This window comes from Paenibacillus alba (assembly GCF_013204855.1).
GTDB classification, from domain to species: Bacteria; Bacillota; Bacilli; order Paenibacillales; family NBRC-103111; genus Paenibacillus_E; species Paenibacillus_E alba.
Genome location: NZ_JABMKZ010000019.1, coordinates 127,779 through 149,191, shown reverse-complemented (window position 1 = coordinate 149,191; position 21,413 = coordinate 127,779). Strand labels below are relative to the sequence as shown.

Annotated in this window: 13 protein-coding genes; 8 read left to right on the top strand and 5 right to left on the bottom strand. The window is 39.8% G+C overall.

Annotation, left to right across the window (positions count from 1 at the left end; genetic code table 11):
- Positions 1 to 316: 316 nt before the first annotated feature.
- Entirely contained in the window at positions 317 to 1,855 is a 1,539-nt protein-coding gene (locus tag HQN90_RS22545) for a glycoside hydrolase family 31 protein (RefSeq protein ID WP_173222830.1), read from the bottom strand.
- A 264-nt stretch (positions 1,856 to 2,119) separates the two neighbouring features.
- On the opposite strand from HQN90_RS22545, the gene HQN90_RS22540 reads away from it, so the two are divergent.
- Both HQN90_RS22540 and HQN90_RS22535 read left to right on the top strand, forming a co-directional pair.
- Entirely contained in the window at positions 2,120 to 4,546 is a 2,427-nt protein-coding gene (locus HQN90_RS22540) for a DUF4832 domain-containing protein (protein WP_173222828.1), read from the top strand.
- 117 nt (positions 4,547 to 4,663) lie between these two features.
- Positions 4,664 to 5,740, top strand: coding sequence for a LacI family DNA-binding transcriptional regulator (locus tag HQN90_RS22535; protein WP_275942606.1), 1,077 nt, complete (start codon positions 4,664 to 4,666; stop codon positions 5,738 to 5,740).
- A 91-nt stretch (positions 5,741 to 5,831) separates the two neighbouring features.
- Here the strand turns inward: HQN90_RS22535 and HQN90_RS22530 are convergent, their stop codons facing one another.
- The 3 genes from HQN90_RS22530 to HQN90_RS22520 form a co-directional block, all read right to left on the bottom strand.
- The gene (locus HQN90_RS22530; protein ID WP_173222824.1) at positions 5,832 to 6,665 is read right to left on the bottom strand and encodes a carbohydrate ABC transporter permease; all 834 of its coding nucleotides are present in this window, start codon (positions 6,663 to 6,665) and stop codon (positions 5,832 to 5,834) included.
- Positions 6,666 to 6,676: 11 nt separating this feature from the next.
- Positions 6,677 to 7,621 (bottom strand): carbohydrate ABC transporter permease, encoded by a 945-nt coding sequence (locus HQN90_RS22525; RefSeq protein ID WP_246362765.1) that lies wholly within the window; start codon positions 7,619 to 7,621, stop codon positions 6,677 to 6,679.
- Positions 7,622 to 7,714: 93 nt separating this feature from the next.
- The gene (locus HQN90_RS22520) at positions 7,715 to 9,049 is read right to left on the bottom strand and encodes an ABC transporter substrate-binding protein (RefSeq protein ID WP_173222822.1); all 1,335 of its coding nucleotides are present in this window, start codon (positions 9,047 to 9,049) and stop codon (positions 7,715 to 7,717) included.
- Positions 9,050 to 9,562: 513 nt separating this feature from the next.
- On the opposite strand from HQN90_RS22520, the gene HQN90_RS22515 reads away from it, so the two are divergent.
- From HQN90_RS22515 to HQN90_RS22490, 6 genes are all read left to right on the top strand, one after another.
- Entirely contained in the window at positions 9,563 to 12,757 is a 3,195-nt protein-coding gene (locus HQN90_RS22515; RefSeq protein ID WP_173222820.1) for a S8 family peptidase, read from the top strand.
- A gap of 13 nt (positions 12,758 to 12,770) precedes the next feature.
- Entirely contained in the window at positions 12,771 to 17,813 is a 5,043-nt protein-coding gene (locus HQN90_RS22510) for a polymorphic toxin-type HINT domain-containing protein (protein ID WP_173222818.1), read from the top strand.
- 21 nt (positions 17,814 to 17,834) lie between these two features.
- On the top strand, positions 17,835 to 18,173 hold the full coding sequence (locus tag HQN90_RS22505) for a hypothetical protein (protein ID WP_173222816.1): 339 nt from the start codon (positions 17,835 to 17,837) through the stop codon (positions 18,171 to 18,173).
- Between the two features lie 110 nt (positions 18,174 to 18,283).
- Positions 18,284 to 18,955 carry an RHS repeat-associated core domain-containing protein gene (locus HQN90_RS22500; RefSeq protein ID WP_173222814.1) on the top strand — a complete coding sequence of 224 codons (672 nt, stop codon included), beginning with the start codon at positions 18,284 to 18,286 and terminating at the stop codon, positions 18,953 to 18,955.
- 48 nt (positions 18,956 to 19,003) lie between these two features.
- Positions 19,004 to 19,771: a tetratricopeptide repeat protein gene (locus tag HQN90_RS22495; protein WP_173222812.1), complete on the top strand. Its 768-nt coding sequence runs from the start codon at positions 19,004 to 19,006 to the stop codon at positions 19,769 to 19,771.
- Positions 19,772 to 20,128: 357 nt separating this feature from the next.
- Entirely contained in the window at positions 20,129 to 20,515 is a 387-nt protein-coding gene (locus HQN90_RS22490) for a hypothetical protein (RefSeq protein ID WP_173222809.1), read from the top strand.
- A 349-nt stretch (positions 20,516 to 20,864) separates the two neighbouring features.
- On the opposite strand, the gene HQN90_RS22485 is transcribed toward HQN90_RS22490, so the two are convergent.
- The gene (locus tag HQN90_RS22485; protein WP_173222807.1) at positions 20,865 to 21,392 is read right to left on the bottom strand and encodes an imm11 family protein; all 528 of its coding nucleotides are present in this window, start codon (positions 21,390 to 21,392) and stop codon (positions 20,865 to 20,867) included.
- Positions 21,393 to 21,413: the final 21 nt, after the last annotated feature.

Genomic DNA, 21,413 nt, shown 5'->3' with positions numbered 1-21,413 from the left:
AAATAATCTATAAATTCCTGCATAATTGCAGGCTTTTTCATTTTTTAAGCGATTTTGTTGAAAAAGCCTGCACTTTTGCAGTTTTACTCTGATAACACTGGCGTAATTCCAGTGGAATTTGACAACAGGGTTGGGGGTGCAGTTGAATAGGCTGTTGCTGTTGCTGTTGCTGTTGCTGTTGCTGTTGCTGTTGCCGCTGCAGTTTCGGTTAGGCGACCAGTTGGAGCCTCTAAAAAAGAAAAAACTGCCTCGCAGTCATTTTCGACTTTGGAGACAGTCTCTTAAAAGGTCCAATTCCTCGTTGTTTGGAGCTTTATTATGCTTTTCGATACCAAGGAAGCCTTGATAGAGGTGCTTGAATCTCTTCCAGTACCGGTCCTTGAACGACAGAGCCATCATCTCCAATCCAAGTACCCGTTGGAAAGTGAATTTGTCGAGATGTTTGTCCTTTTAAAAGAACAGGGGCTACGAGAATTTGATTGCCAAGCATGAATTGATCGCCCACAAGTGCATATCCCTCATTGGGAAATACATAATCCAAGTGCCGCATGATGGGGGCTCCGGTTGCCGCGGATTGTTGAGCCAACTCAAGTATCTCTGGCCCCAATTGTTCCCTTAGCTTGACGATGTCTAAGCAATAATTGAGGTGTTCATCGTGAAGTACCCGCCAAGGGGCTAACGAAAATTGCATGATGGGGAAAAGAGCCGAACATTGTGCATACCTGACGAATAATTCACTGTCAAATTTGAAGTCAGATGAATTAAAGTCGCCGTCTAATCCACCTCCAATCATATCTGGACAATTGTAGGCATAACCCATTAATCCTTGCACGATGCCATTTGGAATTAGGTCTGCCAATCCACCGCGTTCCCACGTATGAGCTTTATCCCGCTGCCGTTGGATGAGTGATTGTCCTCCGTTCTTCCAAGACATACGGTATTCGCTGAGCGGATACTTAGTTCCTAATTTTGCGAAGGCATTGCAATCGTCATTGAGTGGAAGCGTGTTATGCCACAAGACGGGTTTGCTAAAATCATCGGCATCCGGAATAACGGGCTCGCCTGCGTCAAATTTAAAACCGTCGATTGCATAACTCGTTACGAGATCATCCAGTTGTTCGTGGAACCACGCTACGGCTTCTTCCATGGAATAATCAATCATAGCGCTGTAGCCATTCCACCATTGTCGTAAGGCAGGTGTTTCATCCTTTGATTTAAGCAGATAGCCCTTTCTTTGCAGCATGCGAAAAACAGCGCTATCAGGACTGACATAAGGACATACCCAGAGCATGATTTTAAATCCCAATTGATGCAAAATGTGAACCATTTCCTTGGGATCAGGAAAGCGTTCTTTGTTGAATGTCCAGTTGCCATAATCGATCATCCAATTGTCGTCTATGATTAATACCCCTGGAGGCAATCCGTGATCTAAAATCGATTTCGCATATTGAATGATTTTATCTTGTGTCGGTTCGTGAAACATTTCAACCCACGTATTATATTGCGGTGATACAAATGCCAATGGATCAGGAAACTTGCCCGAAGATGGAAAATAAGTGCGTGATACATGGTTAAAAACTTCAGCAAGATTGTGATGTTCTTGTCCGATGGTAATTGGACTGTCTCCATGATGAATCAAAAGTTCATCTTCATGAAAAGAAAAAGCGAAAGGCTCGTCACTCCAAACATAACGCCCCTTGTTCGATAAAAGCAATGGCGTTGCTTGATTATCGTCTATATGACGCAAATTGCGCGAATAGTCGGTATTGCCAAATGGCATCAGAGCACCGTCATTTATAACCCCGCCCCACCAATATTCGCCTGACATTAGTTTTATCGATTGACAGGTATCCATATGAATAATCTCCTTGTAGTAAAATTTTTGCGCAAAAGTTTTATATCCCGATTTTATTCCTATTCGTTGTGACTGTCAATAATTAGATGCACTTGCTACGCATGGAGCGGCATCAAGCGAAAAGTGATTGACGGCAGATAAGATTGGCGGTACACTTACTTTGTTAAAACTTGCGCAAATTTTTAACAACCCTTTTTCAAAGAAATAAACTTCTTACTTATTTGAATTGTAAGCGCAATCAATTAAATGAAGGAGGTAAATCGTATGAGAAAGATCAAAATATGTGTTGTATTTTTGATTTTTTTAATTTTGTGTATCCAGTTGAGCACGGCCGTTTACCAAAGCGAGGCAGTTGCAGCAACAGGTAACATTACTGTCAATCTTTCTGAATCAAACGAAGCTTTCAAAAACCCAATTATGGGATTTAGACCTTCAAGATACATCAATGACACCTCGTTTCCAGACAGGGAGTATTCTGATATTTACAAACAATATATTAAATACACCGATCTGGAGTACTATGCAGCCGATTCTGTCCAGAAGATCAAAGACTGGAGCAATGCCTCCTGGGCAGGGATAGAAAATAAAAATATTAAAGTGGTTCCGCGTGTTGTGATTGTATATCCTGGTACCGGGGAATATTGGCCGGACGGAGTAGCTCATAGCGATCCGGTGAACGAGTGGCTTTCTGATACGTTGAAATCGCGCTTAGTTGCTTTTATCGGAAAGCTGGGAGAGGCATGGGATAACGATCCGCGCGTAGCTGCCATAGAACTTGGGTTGTATGGAAATTGGGGAGAAAATCATATTTATCCGCTTAAATTCGCTGACGGCACAGACCGTATTCCATTAAGCTTCCAAACGGCTTTAGGGGATGCCTATAAGGCTGCTTTTCACAATAAAAAAGTGATGATTCGCTATCCTGAAACGTTCACGAATTATAACTTTGGTATTCAGTGGGATTCCTTTGCTCTGCCGGATGACGCGGCTGGCGGCAATGGCGAGATTGCCAGAGATACGTGGAGAACGCAAATTAACAGCGGAGAAGTTGCTTATGATTGGGGCAATCAATCTAATCTCGGCGGCAGTCCGGATGGGACACTAGGCAGTACCTCCAATACGAATTATGTGATCGACTGGATCATGAACACACATACGTCCAGCTTAGGATGGATATCAGATTATAATGCGAGCAACACGGCAGTGGAGGCCGGGGCTACAGCTATGCAGAAAGTGCTTGGTTATCGCTTTTTAATCAATCAAGCTACGTTCTCGGGCAGCGTTGCACCGGGCGGAGCAATGAGTGTGTCATTTAACGTTGTAAACAAAGGTTCGTCTCCTATGTATTACAAATGGCCAGTTGAAGCAAGCCTTCTAAGAGCCGATCGTTCCGTTGCTTGGACGGGGACATTCAATACAGATATAACATCGTGGTTGCCAGGTACGAGTTGGAACAGTTCTTCCAGGGCATATACGAATGCCCCTGCGGTAAATACCGTTGCCGGTACGTTCACGATTCCATCCAATCTGCCGGTCGGAACTTATACGCTTGCGGTATCTGTGCTTGATCCTGCTGGGAATAAGCCGAGTTTAAGGTTTGCAAACACGAATTATTACACAGGAGGAAGAACACCGCTAGGCAAAGTCGGTATCGGGCAAGATCCAAGCGATCAGAATTTGGGGACCTTCAATAGTTTGAAAAGTGACAGTACGTTATCTTACAGCCTATCTGGTGGTGGCTCGACACCAACGCCAACACCAACTTCAACACCAACACCAACACCAACATCGACGCCGACACCAGCATCGCAATCTTATGAAGCAGAGGCCAGTGGCAACACATTGACCGGAACAGCTGCCGTGAGTTCTTGTCCCACATGCTCAGGAGGGAGTAAAGTAGGGTATCTCGGCAATAACAGCGGCACCTTGCAATTCAATGGTGTGAATGTGGCAAGCGCTGGAACCTATACGCTGAAAATTGATTATTTGAACGGGGATGCCAGTAGGTTGGCAAGCATGAGTGTAAATGGAGGAACATCCGTATCTTTAAATTTCCCAAGCAGCGGCGGATGGACAACGGTGGGGACTTTGCAAACCACTGTAAGCTTGCAAGCTGGCAATAATACAATCAAGTTTTCCAATGCGACGGCGTATGCACCTGATATTGACCGTATTACTATCGTAGGAGGAGGAACGCCAACATCTACACCGACACCGACACCAACACCAACGCCAACACCAACGCCAACAGGCAGTCTGCTATTAGATAATTTTGATAATACGCCAACCTGGCCGAGCAACAATGATCTGGGAAAATGGGCGGGTGCAAATAGTTTTACGAATGGAGCGGGTGGTTCAGGAGTAATCAATAGCAAAGGTCTTACATTGCAGTATAACAACAACGGGTGGTTTGGTAGTGATGTTGTGCAGGATATTTCAGCATACAACACCATGATTATCCGTGTAAAAGGGAGTGCCGGTGGCGAACAAAATGATTTCCATCTTACGCTTGGGGGAGTTGAGAAAACGCTGGGAGCGTTTAGTGGGGATACCATTACTACATCCTATAAAGATATTGCCATAAATTTGGCAAGCAATGGCGTTAGTCGTACAGCTCCTGGACAGTTAACGATGTCGTTCTGGTGGGGCAAAAGCGGAACCATTACAATCGACGAGATCAGATTTCAATAAGTATAATTGATACTGTAACGGCCCATTCGCGATATTGTCGCCAAATGGGCTGTTACTAACTTCTTTTATTGACACAAAGTTGTAAAGAGGAATACAATTGATAAATACAGCAAGAAATTGCGCATTTTTTTTCGAATAAATAATCTTTTCCTGCGGGAAGGAAAAAGGAAGATAGCTATGCTGAAATTAAAAGATATTGCAGAAATTGCTAATGTTTCCGTAACTACGGTTTCCAGGGTGTTGAACAATAAAGGTAATTTCAGCGAGGAAACCAAACAAAGAGTACTGGACGTTGTGAAAGAATATCTCTACACACCAGGCACCACGCTGCAAAAGATGAGTAATATTTCTTACACCATCGGGGTCTTCATTCCGAATCAAAACGATTTTATCGATGACGATCCTTCCTCCTCGGTCGATTTGAACAATCTGAAGGAAGAGTTGGAGAGTTTAGGTCATAAGCTTGTACTAACGACAAATACAGGCGAAATCGATCGCTCTTCCATGTCCTATAAAATGATTCAGGATAAAATGATTGATGCCGCCATCATTTTTGCGCCATTTACCAACGATGAGCTGGTAGATGAGTTAATCAATCATCATATCCCGTACTTTGTTACGAATGGTCGGAACATGGAGAAGGATTGGAACTATATTGATTACAACAATTATAGTGGGGCTACGAACGCCATTCAATATCTATATAGTCTGGGCCATCGCAACATTGGCATTATTGCCGGTCCTGCAGATCATTTGGTAAATATGAATCGCATGCAAGGTTGTATAGATGCATTTAATAATCTGAATTTACAAATTCTAGATGAACGGATCAGTTATGGTTCTTTTAGTCTGACGCACGGATACGAGGCGGCGAAAGCCATGCTGAGCGGGAATTCGAAGATAACAGCATTTTTTTGCTTTGACGATATCATTGCTTTTGGAGCCATGAAGGCCATTTTTGAGAGTAATTTGAAAATACCCGATGACATTTCCATTGTTGGCTTTGACGATCTGAAATTATCGGAATTTATGATTCCGCCTTTAACAACAGTCAGACGGTTTAAATATGATATTAACCAGCTTATTGTTAAATTGTTGATTGATTTGATTGGGAACAAGTATATTGAAAAGGTTCATATAAGCTTAAAAACGGAATTGATTGAAAGAAGCTCCTGCAAGAAAATTACGTCTTAGTTCACGTTCAATAATCCACAGTCAGGGGAGAGACTCCTCACAGGCTGTGGATATTTGTTGTGTGATGATATTGCATTCACGAAGGAAGACATTATTTTAACCCAGTGAACGCAACGCCTTCAATAAAGCGTTTCTGGAAGATGATAAATACGATTAGCATAGGGATGATCGCCATGATTGCGCCTGCCATTAAAGTAGGATAATCCGTTTGGAATTGTCCCACGAGACTTCGCAAACCGGTGGCTAAAGTCAATTTATCTGGACTGCTGTTGACGATAAACGGCCATGTGAATTCGTTCCAAGTCCATAGGGTATGTATGATGGCCACAGCTGCCAAAGCAGGCGTTACCAAAGGAAGCAATACGAGTCGCAGTGTCTGATAATGATTACATCCATCAAGTATGGCTGCTTCTTCGAGTTCTTTGGGCAAACCCAGAAAAAATTGTCGCAAAAGGAACACGGCGAACGGACTAACGAGTCCAGTAATAAATAAGGCTGGAACTGTATTAATCAAATGCATTTTGTTGAGAATAAAATATTGGGGCGTATAAAATACCGGGTTTGGTACCAGCATGACCGATAGAATCAGAAAGAAAAGAAAATTTTTACCGGGAAACACAATTTTGGCAAAGGCATAAGCAGCCATTGAACTAAAGATAAGCGGCCCTACCGTTCTGAAAAATGCAGCAATAATCGTGTTCATATAAAGGTGAGTAAAAGGCAAAGCCTTCCAAGCATTGGGGAAGCTTTTCAAATTGATATGGGCTGGGAAATATTTAAACGGAATTTGAGTCGTCTCTGTTACGGTTTTAAAGGAAGTTAGAATCATCCACATAAATGGAACCAACATCGCCAAGGCTCCAATGATTAAAATCGTTTGGGCATAGTAATTTGTTTTGTAATACGATTTAGTATGAGAACTCATGTCATGACCTCCTATTCGTAAAATACCCACTTTTTCGACAATCGAAATTGTATCGCTGTCAATATGAGGTTGATAACTAATAAAACATCGATGATCGCTGAACCGTAATTCGGATCGTCCATTGTGTACGTATTAATATAGTAGGAGAAAACAAGAGAGCGAACATCGTCCAGAACGATGCTGTTTTTGCCAACTAGAAATAAAATGCCATCGAAAACTTGCGTTCCTTCAATAACGGAAATGATGGCTACGAAAAATAAGGTCGGGGTAAGTAAGGGAAGTGTAATATTCCAAAACCTTTGGAAAGCATTTGCCCCTTCAAGTGAACCAGCTTCATATAAGGAGGTAGGTATTCCTTGTAAACCAGCGAGAATAATGATCATTTTTAATCCGATGCTGCCCCAGACCGAGGTGGTCACGAAGGCGAGCATGACCGTTCTGGAATCAGATAACCAGCCGATATCCGTCCCAAGCAAATGATTAATAAGTCCGTAATCTTTGTTAAATAAAACTACCCAAACCAATGCCGTTGCAGCTGGGAGTGTAATTTGCGGTAGAAAGTAAACCGTTCGGAAGAAGGCGATTCCTTTTATTTTTTGATTGAGCAACAAAGCGAGAATCGTTGATATGACTAACACTGCTGGAACAAATAAAATCACATAATGGAACGTGTTCCATAGATCTCCCCAAAATTGTTTGTCCTCCACCAATCTTCTATAATTTTCCAAACCAACCCATTTGTTCGTCAAGCCGAAACTTTCAGATTTCACAAAGCTAAGAAGTATAGAAATGATAACAGGAATCACGTAAAAAAAACTGACTAAAAGTACTGTAGGAGCAACCAAGAGATAAGCCGGTAAGTAATTGTTTCTGAATCTTGATATTTTCTTTTTCTTTTGCTCAAGCTGATGCATGCGACTTGGCCAAGGTTCTGCCGAGCTCTTCGAGATATCCAAGCACAACACTCCTTACAATAGTTTAAAAAGTAATTGGCTCTATGAAAACTCAGAGCCAATTACTTTTAGGTCTGATCTACTACTAGGAATCCATTATTTTTCTGCGGCGATCGCGTCGTTCATTGCTTTGGCAACGGCTTTTGCAGCGTCTTCGATGCTTTGTTTACCGCCAAAAGCTGGAGCCATGATCTGAGCTTCTTTTGTAAACCAAACCGGATAGGACTTCGAGCCTGCCGGATACGGAGTAGCTTCTTTGGCTTGCTCTGGGAAAACCTTTAGATTCAAATCTGGTTTCGATTTCAGCCAAGCATCTTGCGTATCTTTAAATGCTGGAATCGCGGCCCCTTTATCCGCAAATATTTGCGCTGCTTGCTTGGAACCGAGGAATTTCGTTAGCAACCAAGCTTCATCTTGATGCTTGCCTGCAGCCGACATAGAATAACCTAAACCGTTAATAATGTTACCGCGGGTTTTTGGTCCTTTTGGAAGCTTAGCCCAATCCCATTTCCCTTTCATAATATCACTGGAATAAATATCGTTGATTTGCCACGATCCTTCGAACATCATCGCTAGTTTTCCGGATTTAAACATTTCGCGAGGATCTGTATCCGTCATTTGCTGTACGGTAGGTGACGATTTGTCCACGATCATTTGATATCTTTGTTTTAAAGCGGCAATAGATTCAGGTGAATCGTAACCGGATTTTTTCATGTCTGGAGAAAGGATGGAACCGCCAAAGGCCAGCATATCATTCCAGTATCCGATTTGTGTGTCAGCTTTTGCGGCAAATCCATAAATTCCTTTGCTTGCATCTGTCAGTTTTTTCGCGACTTCAGCTAATTTGGTGTAATCCCATGTGTCATCTGGAAATGGAATATTCGCTTTTTGGAACAGCTCTTTGTTATATGCGAGGCCGATCGTGTCGAAATCTTTAGGCACTGCGTAAGGGACGCCATCTAATGTATATACATTGCCTAGATTTGACACATAGTTGTTTAAATCGATGTCGCCAGCTTTTACTTTGTCTGTGAGTGGTGCGATGAATTTCCCTGTTGCGTATTTGAGGAATTGGCCGCTATGCATCCAGAATACATCGGGCAATGTTCCTGACGTGGCTTCTGCCGATCTTTTGACCCAGTAATCATCCCAAGGGGTAACTTCCACTTTTACGGTAATATTGGGGTTAGCTTTCATGAATTCCGCTGTTATGGCCTCAGTTGCACCCTGTTGACCTTTATCCCAAATCGCTAAAGTCAGTGATACAGCATCTTTCTTTGCCTTCGGTGCTTCTGTTGCCGTTTCTGATTTTGCCTTTTCGGATGGTGCGGAGGTTGCGGTGCTTGTTGTACTAGAGCTACAGCCTGATAAAACAACCGAAGAAACAAAGAAAGCGCTTAACAAAGTGGTAACCATTTTCTTATTACTCATACTTTTTCCCCCTTGAGCATTCATTTTTGAGTACAAAATGTTTAGTTTATCGAAGGATAAATATTTGCGCAAAATATTTTCCTGTACTCACATTGTAATTTAGGCACAGATCTTGTGTCAATAGTTTTTGCTCCTTTTTAAGATGTGGGGTCTATTTTTACTATTTATTCGTATTTTCGTATTAGTGAAAGAAGTTAACGCTAATTAATTTGAGTGATAGAAGTGAAAAGTCGAAGGAATAGTTTGATATTTGGGGATTTGATAAGAACTTGCAATTTTTTGCGCAATTTATTAATCGAATTGTTTTAATGATACTAACATACTGAATCAATAAAAGTTAACTCGTTTTTTGGAGTTCACTTTTTTTCTTTTCGTAAAATTTTGGATTAGGAGAAACATGTTTTAACAATCTTTATCATAACTTGAGCCAATTCGACAAATAATCTATAAATTTACATAATATCCCTCTATTATATTTATATTGTAAGTAAATATATGGAGAGGAGTTATTTTATGAAATTCTTGTTAAAAAGCAAGCCACTGGTATCAAGTTTGTTGACTGGCGTGTTACTGTTTTCAATATCTTCAGTTGGAGGGGTTGAGGCAGCCTCGTTATTAAATAAGGAGGAGGCAATTACAGCTGGATCTGGAGGCGATAAATCAAAGCTTAATCTTATCCAAAATAGTCCTATCCAGGTAGCTGCTTTAAGTAATAGCGAACAAAGAGTCATCGTTACATTTAAAGATAAGAAAAAAGCTAACAAAACGTTAATTCAAAAGAGTAAGGGGAAAGTAAAGAGAGAGAACAAGCATTCATCATCCTTGGCAGTAACATTACCTTCAAGTGAAATTGATCAATTAAAAAATGACTCCTCAGTGGAATCGGTTGAACCGGATATTCAACTTCAGGCTGCAACTCAAACAATGGAATGGGGAGTGTCTGTTATTAATGCTACTTATGCCTGGAATAGCGGATATACAGGTAGCGGAGTTAAGGTAGCTATTTTAGATTCCGGTATAGATACACAGCATGAAGATCTATCTGTAGCAGGCGGAGCTTCTTTCGTAGATTATACAACCTCATATGATGATGATAACGGCCATGGTACACATGTAGCTGGAATTATTGGTGCAAAAAATAATGAAACTGGAGTCGTTGGTGTAGCACCGGATGCAGATTTGTATGCGGTTAAGGTATTGGATGCGACGGGTAAAGGCTATTTATCAGATGTTATTGCGGGAATTGATTGGGCTGTGGACCATAAAATTGATGTCATTAACTTAAGTATGGCAACAAACGTGGATTCCCCGGCACTACATAAAGCTGTTGATCAAGCATATGATAATGGATTATTAGTAGTAGCAGCTGCGGGGAATGCTGGGAACAAAGAAGGGACTGGCGATTCAATTCAATACCCTGCGAAGTATAACTCAGTTATTGCTGTGGGAGCTATGGATCAGAATAGACAGCGTGCACCATTTTCTTCAACGGGGAGTGAGCTTGAGGTTTCTGCACCAGGAGAGGCTATATACAGTACATATTTGAATAATGGCTATAAGATTTCTAGTGGAACCTCGATGGCTTCTGCCTTCGTGACGGGTGAATTGGCGCTATTGAAGCAACAAAAATCAAAATTGACTAACGTGCAACTAAGGCAATTGTTGGATCAAAATGCTGTTTTTAAAAATAATACACCTGCTCCTGGAATGGAGAATTCAGTTACAGACAGTGTTTATAACAGTGTGTACGGTATGTTATCTGTAGCAGGAATTGATACCGGTCCTTCAGTGACAATGAGTTATAAAATGCAGACTCCAACCACCGGAACATGGAATGAATTGTCTAGAGCAAAGTCATATGTTGTCGTGTATGATGATTTTCTTCAATGTAACTTACAATATTACTTATTTAATGATAATACAGTTTGGAAAACTACCTCATGCAGGGGAACTACTTTAACTGATGATACCTATAGATGGCCAGATCTTACTAATGCTAAATCTATTTCTTACTCAATTGATGACTCAAGACAGTATACAAGTATATATTATTATGTTCTATATCATGATAACACGATTAAATATAAGCACTGGCGTTCAAACTCAAACGATCCCGTCATAACGGTTGATGACACGATTAATTGGCCAGAGGCAGCTAATGCGAAAGCTATATCTTTTTCTGAATATATATCTACGAATAGATTTGTTCTTACCAAAGATAATCGTGTAAAAACGGGATACAGAAGTCAGGTTGAAGATGTTACATCATTTTGGCCAGATGTTACTAATGCTAGAGATATTCATTACGCTCCTATTACTGGTAATTATGATAATAATCCTACCAGGTATGTTTCGAGATTAGATCAAGCACCAAATATCAATATATCCAATCAGAATAATCAAGTAGTTTATCAAACCGTAGCACCCAATATCATTACTTTATCAGGAACTGCCCAAGATCTAGATGGAGATAATTTGACAATTTCGGCTTCTATTGCTGGCGTTATCAAGACTGCTACGCTGACAAATACTTTAAATCCACAAGCCTGGTCTCTCCAATGGAATGTTTCATCAGATAATATTCCTCCAGGGACATATCGAAATATTAATGTGAGTACCAATGATGGGTTATGGGGAACAGCCAATGCAGCCTACAATGGAACGATAACAGTGAATAGATTTCCTTATGCACCAACGAGTTTGAATCCAGGTACAACTTCAGCTGCTAATCCGCAAGTTCTGACTTCGTTATCGCCAGCACTAAACTGGACTTTTTCAGACCCTGATGCGGGAGATTATCAGTCTTCATATGATGTTCAGCTTTATTCTCAGGACGGAAGTACATTAATAAGTGATAGTGGCTGGATCAATTCTTCTATTGCTTCCTATTCTGTCCCTTCAGGCAAGCTAAATCGAGGTACCACATATGCATGGAAAGTTAAAGTAAAAGACAGTTCGGGGGGAGAATCTCCATTCTCACAAATCTATTATATTCGCATTAACACTTTGCCTGTATTAAATATCAATTCTTACACGAACGGACAACAAGTAAACGATAATGTTCTTACTCTTTCCTGGACGTATCAAGATGCGGATGGACAACCACAGTATGCGTATCAAGTTCTAGGGTCTCGAGATAACTGGGCAACGGTAGGCTATAATTCTGGGGTAGTCACTTCAAACGGCAACACACATTCCACAACACCATTACCGAATGGAACGTGGGATATTAAAGTAATGGTTCATGATGGCTATGAATGGTCAAATGCTTCGATGAGGACAGGCTTAGTATTGCCTAATGCGTTTGAACCAAACGATACAAACGCTCAAGCATTCCCAATTAATTACAATACGCAGTACAGTTCATTAATTAGCTCTGCAACAGACGTAGATTTCTATAAGTACATCGCGCCTGTAACAGGAGTGGATCGTTTTACACTGAATATACCGAATGGATTAATTTATGAAGCATACATCTATGATTCCTCAATGAATTTAATAGGGACCAACTCTAAAGGTGTTCCTACTCTTTACACAGTTGGGGCAGGTATGACATATTACATCAAGATTAATGGCGTTGGGGGATCATTTAGTAATACGGCTACTTATTCCTTTTTGGTTAATAAATATAATCAAGTTAACAAAGCGAATTACCAGTATGACTCAAACGGAAATATTACCAATAAAACGACAACTATAACAAATTAGGAGGAGACGTTGTTTGAAGAAGAAAATATATATTCTGATAGTATTGCTCTCCTTATTCATTAATCTCTTTCCAACTTATTCGAAAATAGGGACAGTAAGTGCTAACTCTGTCGATAATCAAGATCAATCGAATGTAAGGCCTATTAATCAATCAAAGAACGCTAAAAGTGTGATTACTAGTGACTTAGGTTCCAGAGAGTATCAAACGATTCAGGCAATGGATAGCTCAGATCCGGGTTCCGCATTTAATTATGTTAAGACTGAACCGGAGACTGCCCCATTTTCCATTCAATTGGATAACGAGACATTATCTACTCTAAATGGATCTCTTTCTTTAAAGAGCGATGATCTAAGTATTATTGGGCCCAACGGTCTTTCTTTTGCATTAACAAGATCATATAACAGTGAATCATCTCAATTTTATCAATTGAATAATGGAGGGATTAACAGTGATCCTTCTCAAGAAGAGATAATTTCGCCGATTGGCAAGGGATGGTCGTGGGAAATTCCTTATGTCTTAGGGCAATATGGCAGCACAGATTTGTATGTGCATCCTGCAGGCAGTGGTACTTATAAAATAGTTGGGAATACACTTGAAGGTTATCCGTGGAAAGATTTAAGTTTTGAGTTAGATAGCCATGTTTATGTAAATGGATTAAGTTCAATGTCCGTCTTACGTTCCATTAAAGGTATTAATCAGTTTTTTGATGGAAGAGGAAGGATTATTCAAATTTCTGATAATTATGAGAATAAAATTCAATTCTACTATTCAATTCTCAATGATAAGCTCATTGCTATTGTTGATGGGGTAGGTAATACAATTAACATATCTTATATGGCAAACTATGTGACAGTTACTAAAGGAAGTTATTCAATTACTTACTATAAAACAAATCAGAATGGAATTGATTTGTTAACTAAGGTAGAGGACTCTGCGGGTAGAATTACAACTTATGATTATAGTATTAAAGATGCAAAATATAACATGCATGGTTCTACACCATTAAACAGTAACCCTTATGCACTGCTTACGGGGGTTAATTATCCGACAGGAGCTAAAAGTGTTTATTATTACGAAAATACGCCTTATACACGATTTTTGAACAACGATATCTCCAGACAGTATAGGCATCAAGATCCAGATATTGATAATGTAAATCAAGTTTACCGTGTGGTTGCCCGTGAAGATCATATAACACTTTCGAACGGCTCTGTCGAAGTGAAGAATCGCAAAGACATTACGTATAACGGAGATATTGGTAGTTTAGCAAATTCAGATTTAAGGTATTCAGTGACAGTTAACGATGGATTGACCTCAACAGAGTTTTTTAATAAAAAAGATTTTATAGACTCAGAAACCCCTCCTGCCATATATAACATAAAGATAACTGCATCATCTGGCAATTACAGAAAGATAACAGATATGAGTTATAACGAGGACAAAAGATACACCAATCCAACTATAACGACAGTAACGAATAAGAATGCTGTGACAAATGAAAGTTCGGAACCTATTACATCAATCATTAACTATGATGATTATAGAAATGTCATGTCTTCGACAAATCCGCTAACTATCCAAACCACATATGGCTACGATCCAAGTTCACATTTATTATTGAATGTTTCGCAGCCAGTTAGTGCAACTCAAGTTCAATATACGGAATATACACGTAACGATAAAGGCAGTGTTACATCAGAAAAGATAAGAGAGGGAAGTAGTTCAGGTAAGATACTGAAACAGATTGGATATGAAAATTTTGATGTATACGGAAATAGTCTCCAAACACGTGTAACAACCAATCAAGGGCAAGAGACATTGTATCAAACTGCCTATAGTTCTTTGTATAAGGGTGCATTTCCGACGAAATTAACTGTAAATGTCAAAGATGCCGATGGAACGACATCAACGATTACCAAACAGCTGGATTACGATCCAACAATCGGAAAGCCGATACAGTTCGTGGATGGCAACCAGAATATTACAAAATATCAGTATGATATTTTAGGTCGCCTTATTAAAGTTGTTCAACCAGATTTAAGTGTAAAAGAAATCAATTACATGGATGATACGAACCAAATTCGAGTAATAAACGAAATGGGCCAAGCATCTCTAACGACTTGGAATCCTATTGGTTGGAAAACCGAAATCGGACTGATTGAAAATGGTATCTATCGGACGAAACAAAAATATGACTATGATCAACACGGACGTCAAAACTATGTAGAAGATGCGCTAGGAAATCGAACTTACAATGAATATGATCAATGGAGTAGGCCAAATAAGGCGATTTATCCGGATAATTCTTTCGAATCAGTTCAATATGATGATATATATTTTTACAAAATACAGACTGATCCGGAAGGTAATGTAAAAAAGGAACATTATGATAAATTAGGGCGACTTGATACAAGAACAGAATCAACAAAAACGAAGACTAACGTAACTGGTGTTTTTGATTATGATTATGCTGGTAATCTAACCGTTTTTAAAGATCATGATGTCCCTCCACAGAACATAACTAGAATGGAGTATGATGTACTAGGACATTTAACTGCGGTTACAAATGCCAAAAATGAAAAAACAACCTACCAATATGATTATCTGGGGAAGATCTTGAAAACTACTTTTCCAGATCATAATACGAAACAGAACAAGTATGATGAGTTAGGACGACTTATTCAAACAACGGATGCTAATAATAAAATTCAAAAGTTTTACCACGATGCAAATGGAAATCGGATAGGGTCCAAAGATCGCAATGGAGAAACGTTTAAAAACACTTATGATTATCGTAACTTTCTCCTTCAATCCGATGTATTAGATTCTCAAGGTCAAGTAATAGCCAACGAATCCGTTTCTTATCAATATGATTTAGTAGGCCGTCGTATCCATATGAGTGATTCTACGGGTACTACTTTGTATTCATATACCCCGTCTAATGGCTTTCTGAGTAAAGTTACTTATCCTGATGGGCGCATACTGAGTTACAGCTACGATTCACAGGGAAATATGACTAGCCTTACTGATCCATTTGGCTCTAATTCTTACTATGGATACGATTCCCGTAATCGATTAATTTCTGTAGGCTCATCTTTAGAGGATATTGAAGCACAATATTCTTATTACAAAAATAATCTCTTGAACAGCACCCGCCAGAAAAATGGTGTTACATCGGACTTTACGTATGACGGATTACAACTGAGCACCTTAACTCAGAAGAAATCCGATGGTTCTCCTTTGAATACGTTTAGTTATTCGTCGTATGACAACAACGGCAATCAATTAACAAAGATGGAGAATGGGGTGAGTTACTCATTTACGTACGATCCGTTGAATCGTATACAAACATCATCGCAATTCGATGAGACATTTGATTACGATAATCGCGGCAACCGAACAAGTATGACGACAAATCATCCATTTGATAGTCCAGATTCAACGTACACATACGACAAACGTAATCGTCTAACTAATGTTACGACGAAAAATGGCCGAAATGTAGTTTATAAATATAACGGTGACGGGGTTCTGTGGGAGCGTACAGAGAATGGTCAAAGTACACGATATTACAATAGCGGATCAAATGTCATTGCCGAAGGTAACGTTGTAAATGGTGCAGCAACATTAAAAGCTCGATACATTCGTGGTAATGGACTTGTGGCACGTGAGGACTCCGGTGGCAAAGCTTACTATGTTCAAAATGGCCATGGTGATGTCGTAAACCTAATGGATAGCACTGGATTAACTAAGATTAATTCGTATCAGTACGATATTTGGGGAAATATAGCCAGTCAGCAGGAGAATGTGCCACAACTGTTTAAGTATAGTGGTGAGATGTTTGATGATGCCACGAGTTTGCAGTATTTGCGGGCGCGGTGGTATGACCCTTCTATGGGGCGGTTTATTAATGAGGATACGAATGAAGGGCAGATTGATAATCCGCTGAGCCTTAACCTGTATACTTATGTGCATAACAATCCACTGACAAATACTGACCCTAGTGGGCATGACCCAAGGGAAATTGATTTAATGCTTCAAATGGCAAGAGATGGAGATATCAGCAGGTCAGAGGCAAGCAGCCAACTTGGAGGTTATTATCAGGGGATATTTCAGGATGATGATAACAATTATTTTAATTACCTATTCGCCAAAGCGACAATGACAAGTCCATATGGAAATTCACTTGAAGAATCAAAATGGGCAATAGGAGTATTAGTCAATGTAAATGTGGCTGATATAGCAAGTGCTGCTGATTTAGCAAATTTGTTGGAATCCTATGTTGAGATAGGTGCTGCTGTAGCGACGGGGGCGAAATCAGCAAGAGCAAAAGCATCAGTTAATGTTTCCGCAGAGTGTAATTGCTTTACAGCAGGAACAAATGTTTTAACAGATGAAGGGGAGAAACCTATCGAGGAAATCGAGCTAGGTGACAAGGTTCTCGCTAAGTCTGACGAGACTGGGGAAGTGGCATATAAAGAGGTCGTTGGACTATTTCAAAAACAAGCTGATGAAATTTATTATGTACACATTGGGAATGAAATTATTGAGGTAACTGGATTACATCCATTCTGGTTGGAAGGTGAGGGATGGACATTAGTCAAAGACCTTAAAGTCGGCGACTTTCTTGTCTCAAGTAATGGCACGAAAATGGCGATTGGGAAGATTGAGAAAGAGACACGGCAGGCCACAGTCTATAACTTTGAGGTAGCAGATTTCCATTCATACTTCGTTTCCAATCTCGGTATCTGGGTACATAATTGTGCATCGCCTAATCTGCCTAGTGCGCGTTGGATTAATCACGATGTATATAATGAATTGACAAAGTTGCAACTAGACAAAAAGTTTGTTAAGGCAAAAGATATGGGTTACGCTAGAGCACGAGAAGGTGCTGACGGAATAATAAGCTTAACGGATAATGAAATTCTTACGTATAAGGGGAATACCTATAACTACAAGCTAAAAGTTACAGGAGCTCCAAATCATGTGAGAGTATATGGAAGAGTTGATGAAAATGGTGCTATGATCTTTGATTATATGACAAGTGGGAAGTAACCAAAAGGTGGTGAAGACTAAGTGGAACTAAAATTGATTGAACAGGCTTTTAATGACAAGTATAACTTTGAGAAAACAAAAAAGAATTCAATAGAACTTCTTGAAAAACTTATTTCTAATAGTCATTGTAACTTTTTGAAAGATGAAGAGGAGAAGTTACCAGCAGGTTTAAAGTATTCGGATTTAAAAATAAGGTACAAATGCACAAATATCTTTATCAATAATACTGATAGGGAGTTTCCATATTATAGAATATGTCTTGAATTAGTTCATCCGAGAACGGAAATTCAATTATTCTACTATGATGTGGATTATAATATTCAAGGCGATTTTTCTGATGAATATTTCGGTAAATACTAATTTTCAGGGGAATCGAAAGAGTTTGGCAGGCTGATATAATGGGTGGCAACTGGAATTAGCGGTTGCCTCCTTCTTTTACGTTCTTTTTTGAAGAGAATCTTTTATCTAAAGTGGATACGTATGAAGGGCAGATTAATAATCCTCTTAGTTTGAATTTGTATACGTATGTGGAGAATAATCCACTTACGAATATTGATCCAACGGGGCATGTTAAAGGCTCTGTGGTTGATTATCTTGAGAATTTAGGTGAGGATTCCTCATTTACAAACAGGGCAAACTTAGCACAACAAAATGGAATCGTGTCAGACGTTTCTCAATACGAAGGTACAACGGAGCAAAACACCCAATTGTTAGATGTATTGAAGTCTGATTTTGGTGATGAGTATGATGATCAATATGATAATCTGTATGATGAAAATGGAAGAGATGCCATGAGAGGAGGAGACGCTAAAAAAAGAGAAAAGAAACAAGTTGATCAAGCTCTTGGAAAACGTGGCACGAAAGAAAGAGAAGAAAAATCAAAGGATCTGCATGATGCAAAAAAAAACGGAAGAAACGATGACAATAAGGGATGGGATGAATTAAAAGATGGTAATTATTCTAATGTGGATATAAACGACCAACCATTCATTGGACCTTCATATTCACCTACTCTTGCTCCTTCAAATAATAATATGGTTGGGACGACAGCGAAGGCTGTAGGAGCAGGAACTATAATATATTGGATAATTTCAGAGGGGACAAGACTCTTTCCTCCTCGTAATCTAATACCTATCCCATAATTTGTTTAATATATGTGATTTCTTATTTTGAAATGAAAGGTGAACGCTATGAATTATGATGAAGTCTACGAGGAAGCAGAAAATCAATATGTTCTTGAAAATTATCAAGAAGCACTAAAGCTTTTTAAGCAGGCACAAAGTTTGCTCAACTCTGGGGATTGTCTAAACTACATTGGTTGTTGCTATTTAAGGTTAAATGATTACGCTTCGGCTAAAGAAGTATTTAGTAAGTTGATCGAAACGCATTCAGACTGGGAAAGACCTGTAATGAACTTGGGTAGAATGTACTTAGAATTAGGAGACCATGAGAAGGCAGTAGAATTACTGGAGCAAGCATCTAAGATAGATCCAAACAGTGAAGATGTTTATTTTTATTTAGGACTGAGTTATTACGAGATAAAAGATTATGAAAAGGCAGTAGTCTATTATAAAAGATCCTTAGAAATAAACAACGAGCAATCAGAAACACATTTAAACTTAGGCAAGTGTTATTTCAAATTAAAACTAATCGAGATGGCAGTAAAAGAATTTGATGTTGCATTTAAACTGGATAATGACTGTATAGATGCGATTTATAACAAAGGGGTCGTTTTTTACAAAATTAAAAACTATACAGAAGCATTATCTTGGTTTCAAGAAGCGAATAAGCATGAACCAAACGATATAGAAATTATATATCATATAGCACTGTGTTATTTTAGAATGAAAGATTATAAAAACTGTATTACTTGGGGTAAAGCTGTATTAATGATTGATCCGCAACATCCCTATGCAAATAAATTGGTCAATGATGTTTCTTTATTAGTAGAAGATTAATCCCATCCACCTTGCGACAATCCATCGTAGGGTGGTTTTTTTATCTGCCGATGTATCGCTAACAACAAATAACCGCTATAGAAATAATGGGACTTAATCAGGCAAGCAGAGCTTGCCAAATCAGTGTTAGAAAGTTTAATTACTTGTGATAATAGGTCTGTTAGTTTTAACGCGAAAATTGTTCTACAAGAGTGGGAAAAGGGCACTTTGAAAATAGCAGTTAAATAACTATCATTTTTCAACCGCCATGCGACAGTCGCACGGCGGCTTTTTCTTTTTTAGACGCGACGGTTTCTAACTATAAAAGTAAAAGTAGGTCTGCTTTCAGCGCAGCAGAACAACGAAGGATCAAAGCCTATGCCCTCCGGCAACCTCCACGCCCTCACCGCCCCTGATGGAACCGAGAAACGGCTTGTTCCCCTAGTTGATTCCGGTGCAGGAACGCTTTTCGCCTCTCAGAATTTGAGAGGCGGCAGAAGCTTCCTGCAAGGTGAATCAACAGCGGACAAGCCGTTTCTCGGCATCAGGGCAGGTGAGGCGTTCCCTTGGACAGACAGGCATCATGATAGGAAGGGGAATCGATCGGCGAGGAAGCCGTTTGCCACGAATAAGAGCCAAGGTGAGGAGCAAGCCAGCATGAGCATGAGCGTATCCAGTCCCAAAAGGGGGAAGGAGCGAGGCGCTGCGGGAAGCGCGTTTGTAAAAAGCCGTCTGTCCTTGGCCGCGGCGCGAACGAGGGTCTAAGATCCGAAGGATCAAGCCGCTACCGCGGCAACCGAAACGCCTCACACTGGGTCTTATGCGCATAAACGGCTTGCCGCTGTTGATTCACTGAGCAGGGAGCTTGCGCCTTTCAAACCGATCCTGACAGTGTAGCCTGTCCGACTAGGGTTTGAAAGACTGCAAACCATCCCTGCAAGGAATCCACTTGGGGGCAAGCCGTTTATCCCTGCATAAGGCAGTGAGGCTGTGAGGGTTGCCGGAGACATAAGCTTTGATCCTTCGGCGTTTGATGCGCTTTGAGATTAGGAAGAGCGATGAAAGAAAAACCTTGCGAGGTTAAATCGCAAGGAGGTAAGTAAAGATTCTTTATTTAATTTGAAGACCAAACTTCCTCAAACCTGAATCCTACGAGACGGCTATTTAATATGTTGTTCCTAAATTCATCTGAAACAAAAACAGCTTCCTCTGGAATTTCTTTAATTTTAAATATGTGTTGATTTGTAACTATTTCAGGAATAAATCCATATTTCTTAAATCGCATTACTCTACCACTTCTAAACCTCACTACCTCTGATTGATCGTAATCCATGCAATCCAAAACATTCAACACATTTAAGATAAAATATTCTTCCCGTGGAAAATAAGTAGGAAGCAGCTCAACAAGTCCTTCAAGTAGCCCTTTCACTGTCGCAACTGCCTGTGAACTAAATACAGGTGCACAACCCATAAATGTTGGGGCATCACTTCTAGGAGCTTCTTCATATACTTTTAGTTCAAACGGTTCCCATTCCTGATGTAATGACCTCCCGATAAATTGATCTGCAATTGACCAGTCCCCATTAGCAACTTGAAAGCCCTCGTAGTTATTACTGTCATAGCCGAGTCTCCAAATCTTCATTCTTTTAATCAACCCTTTCAA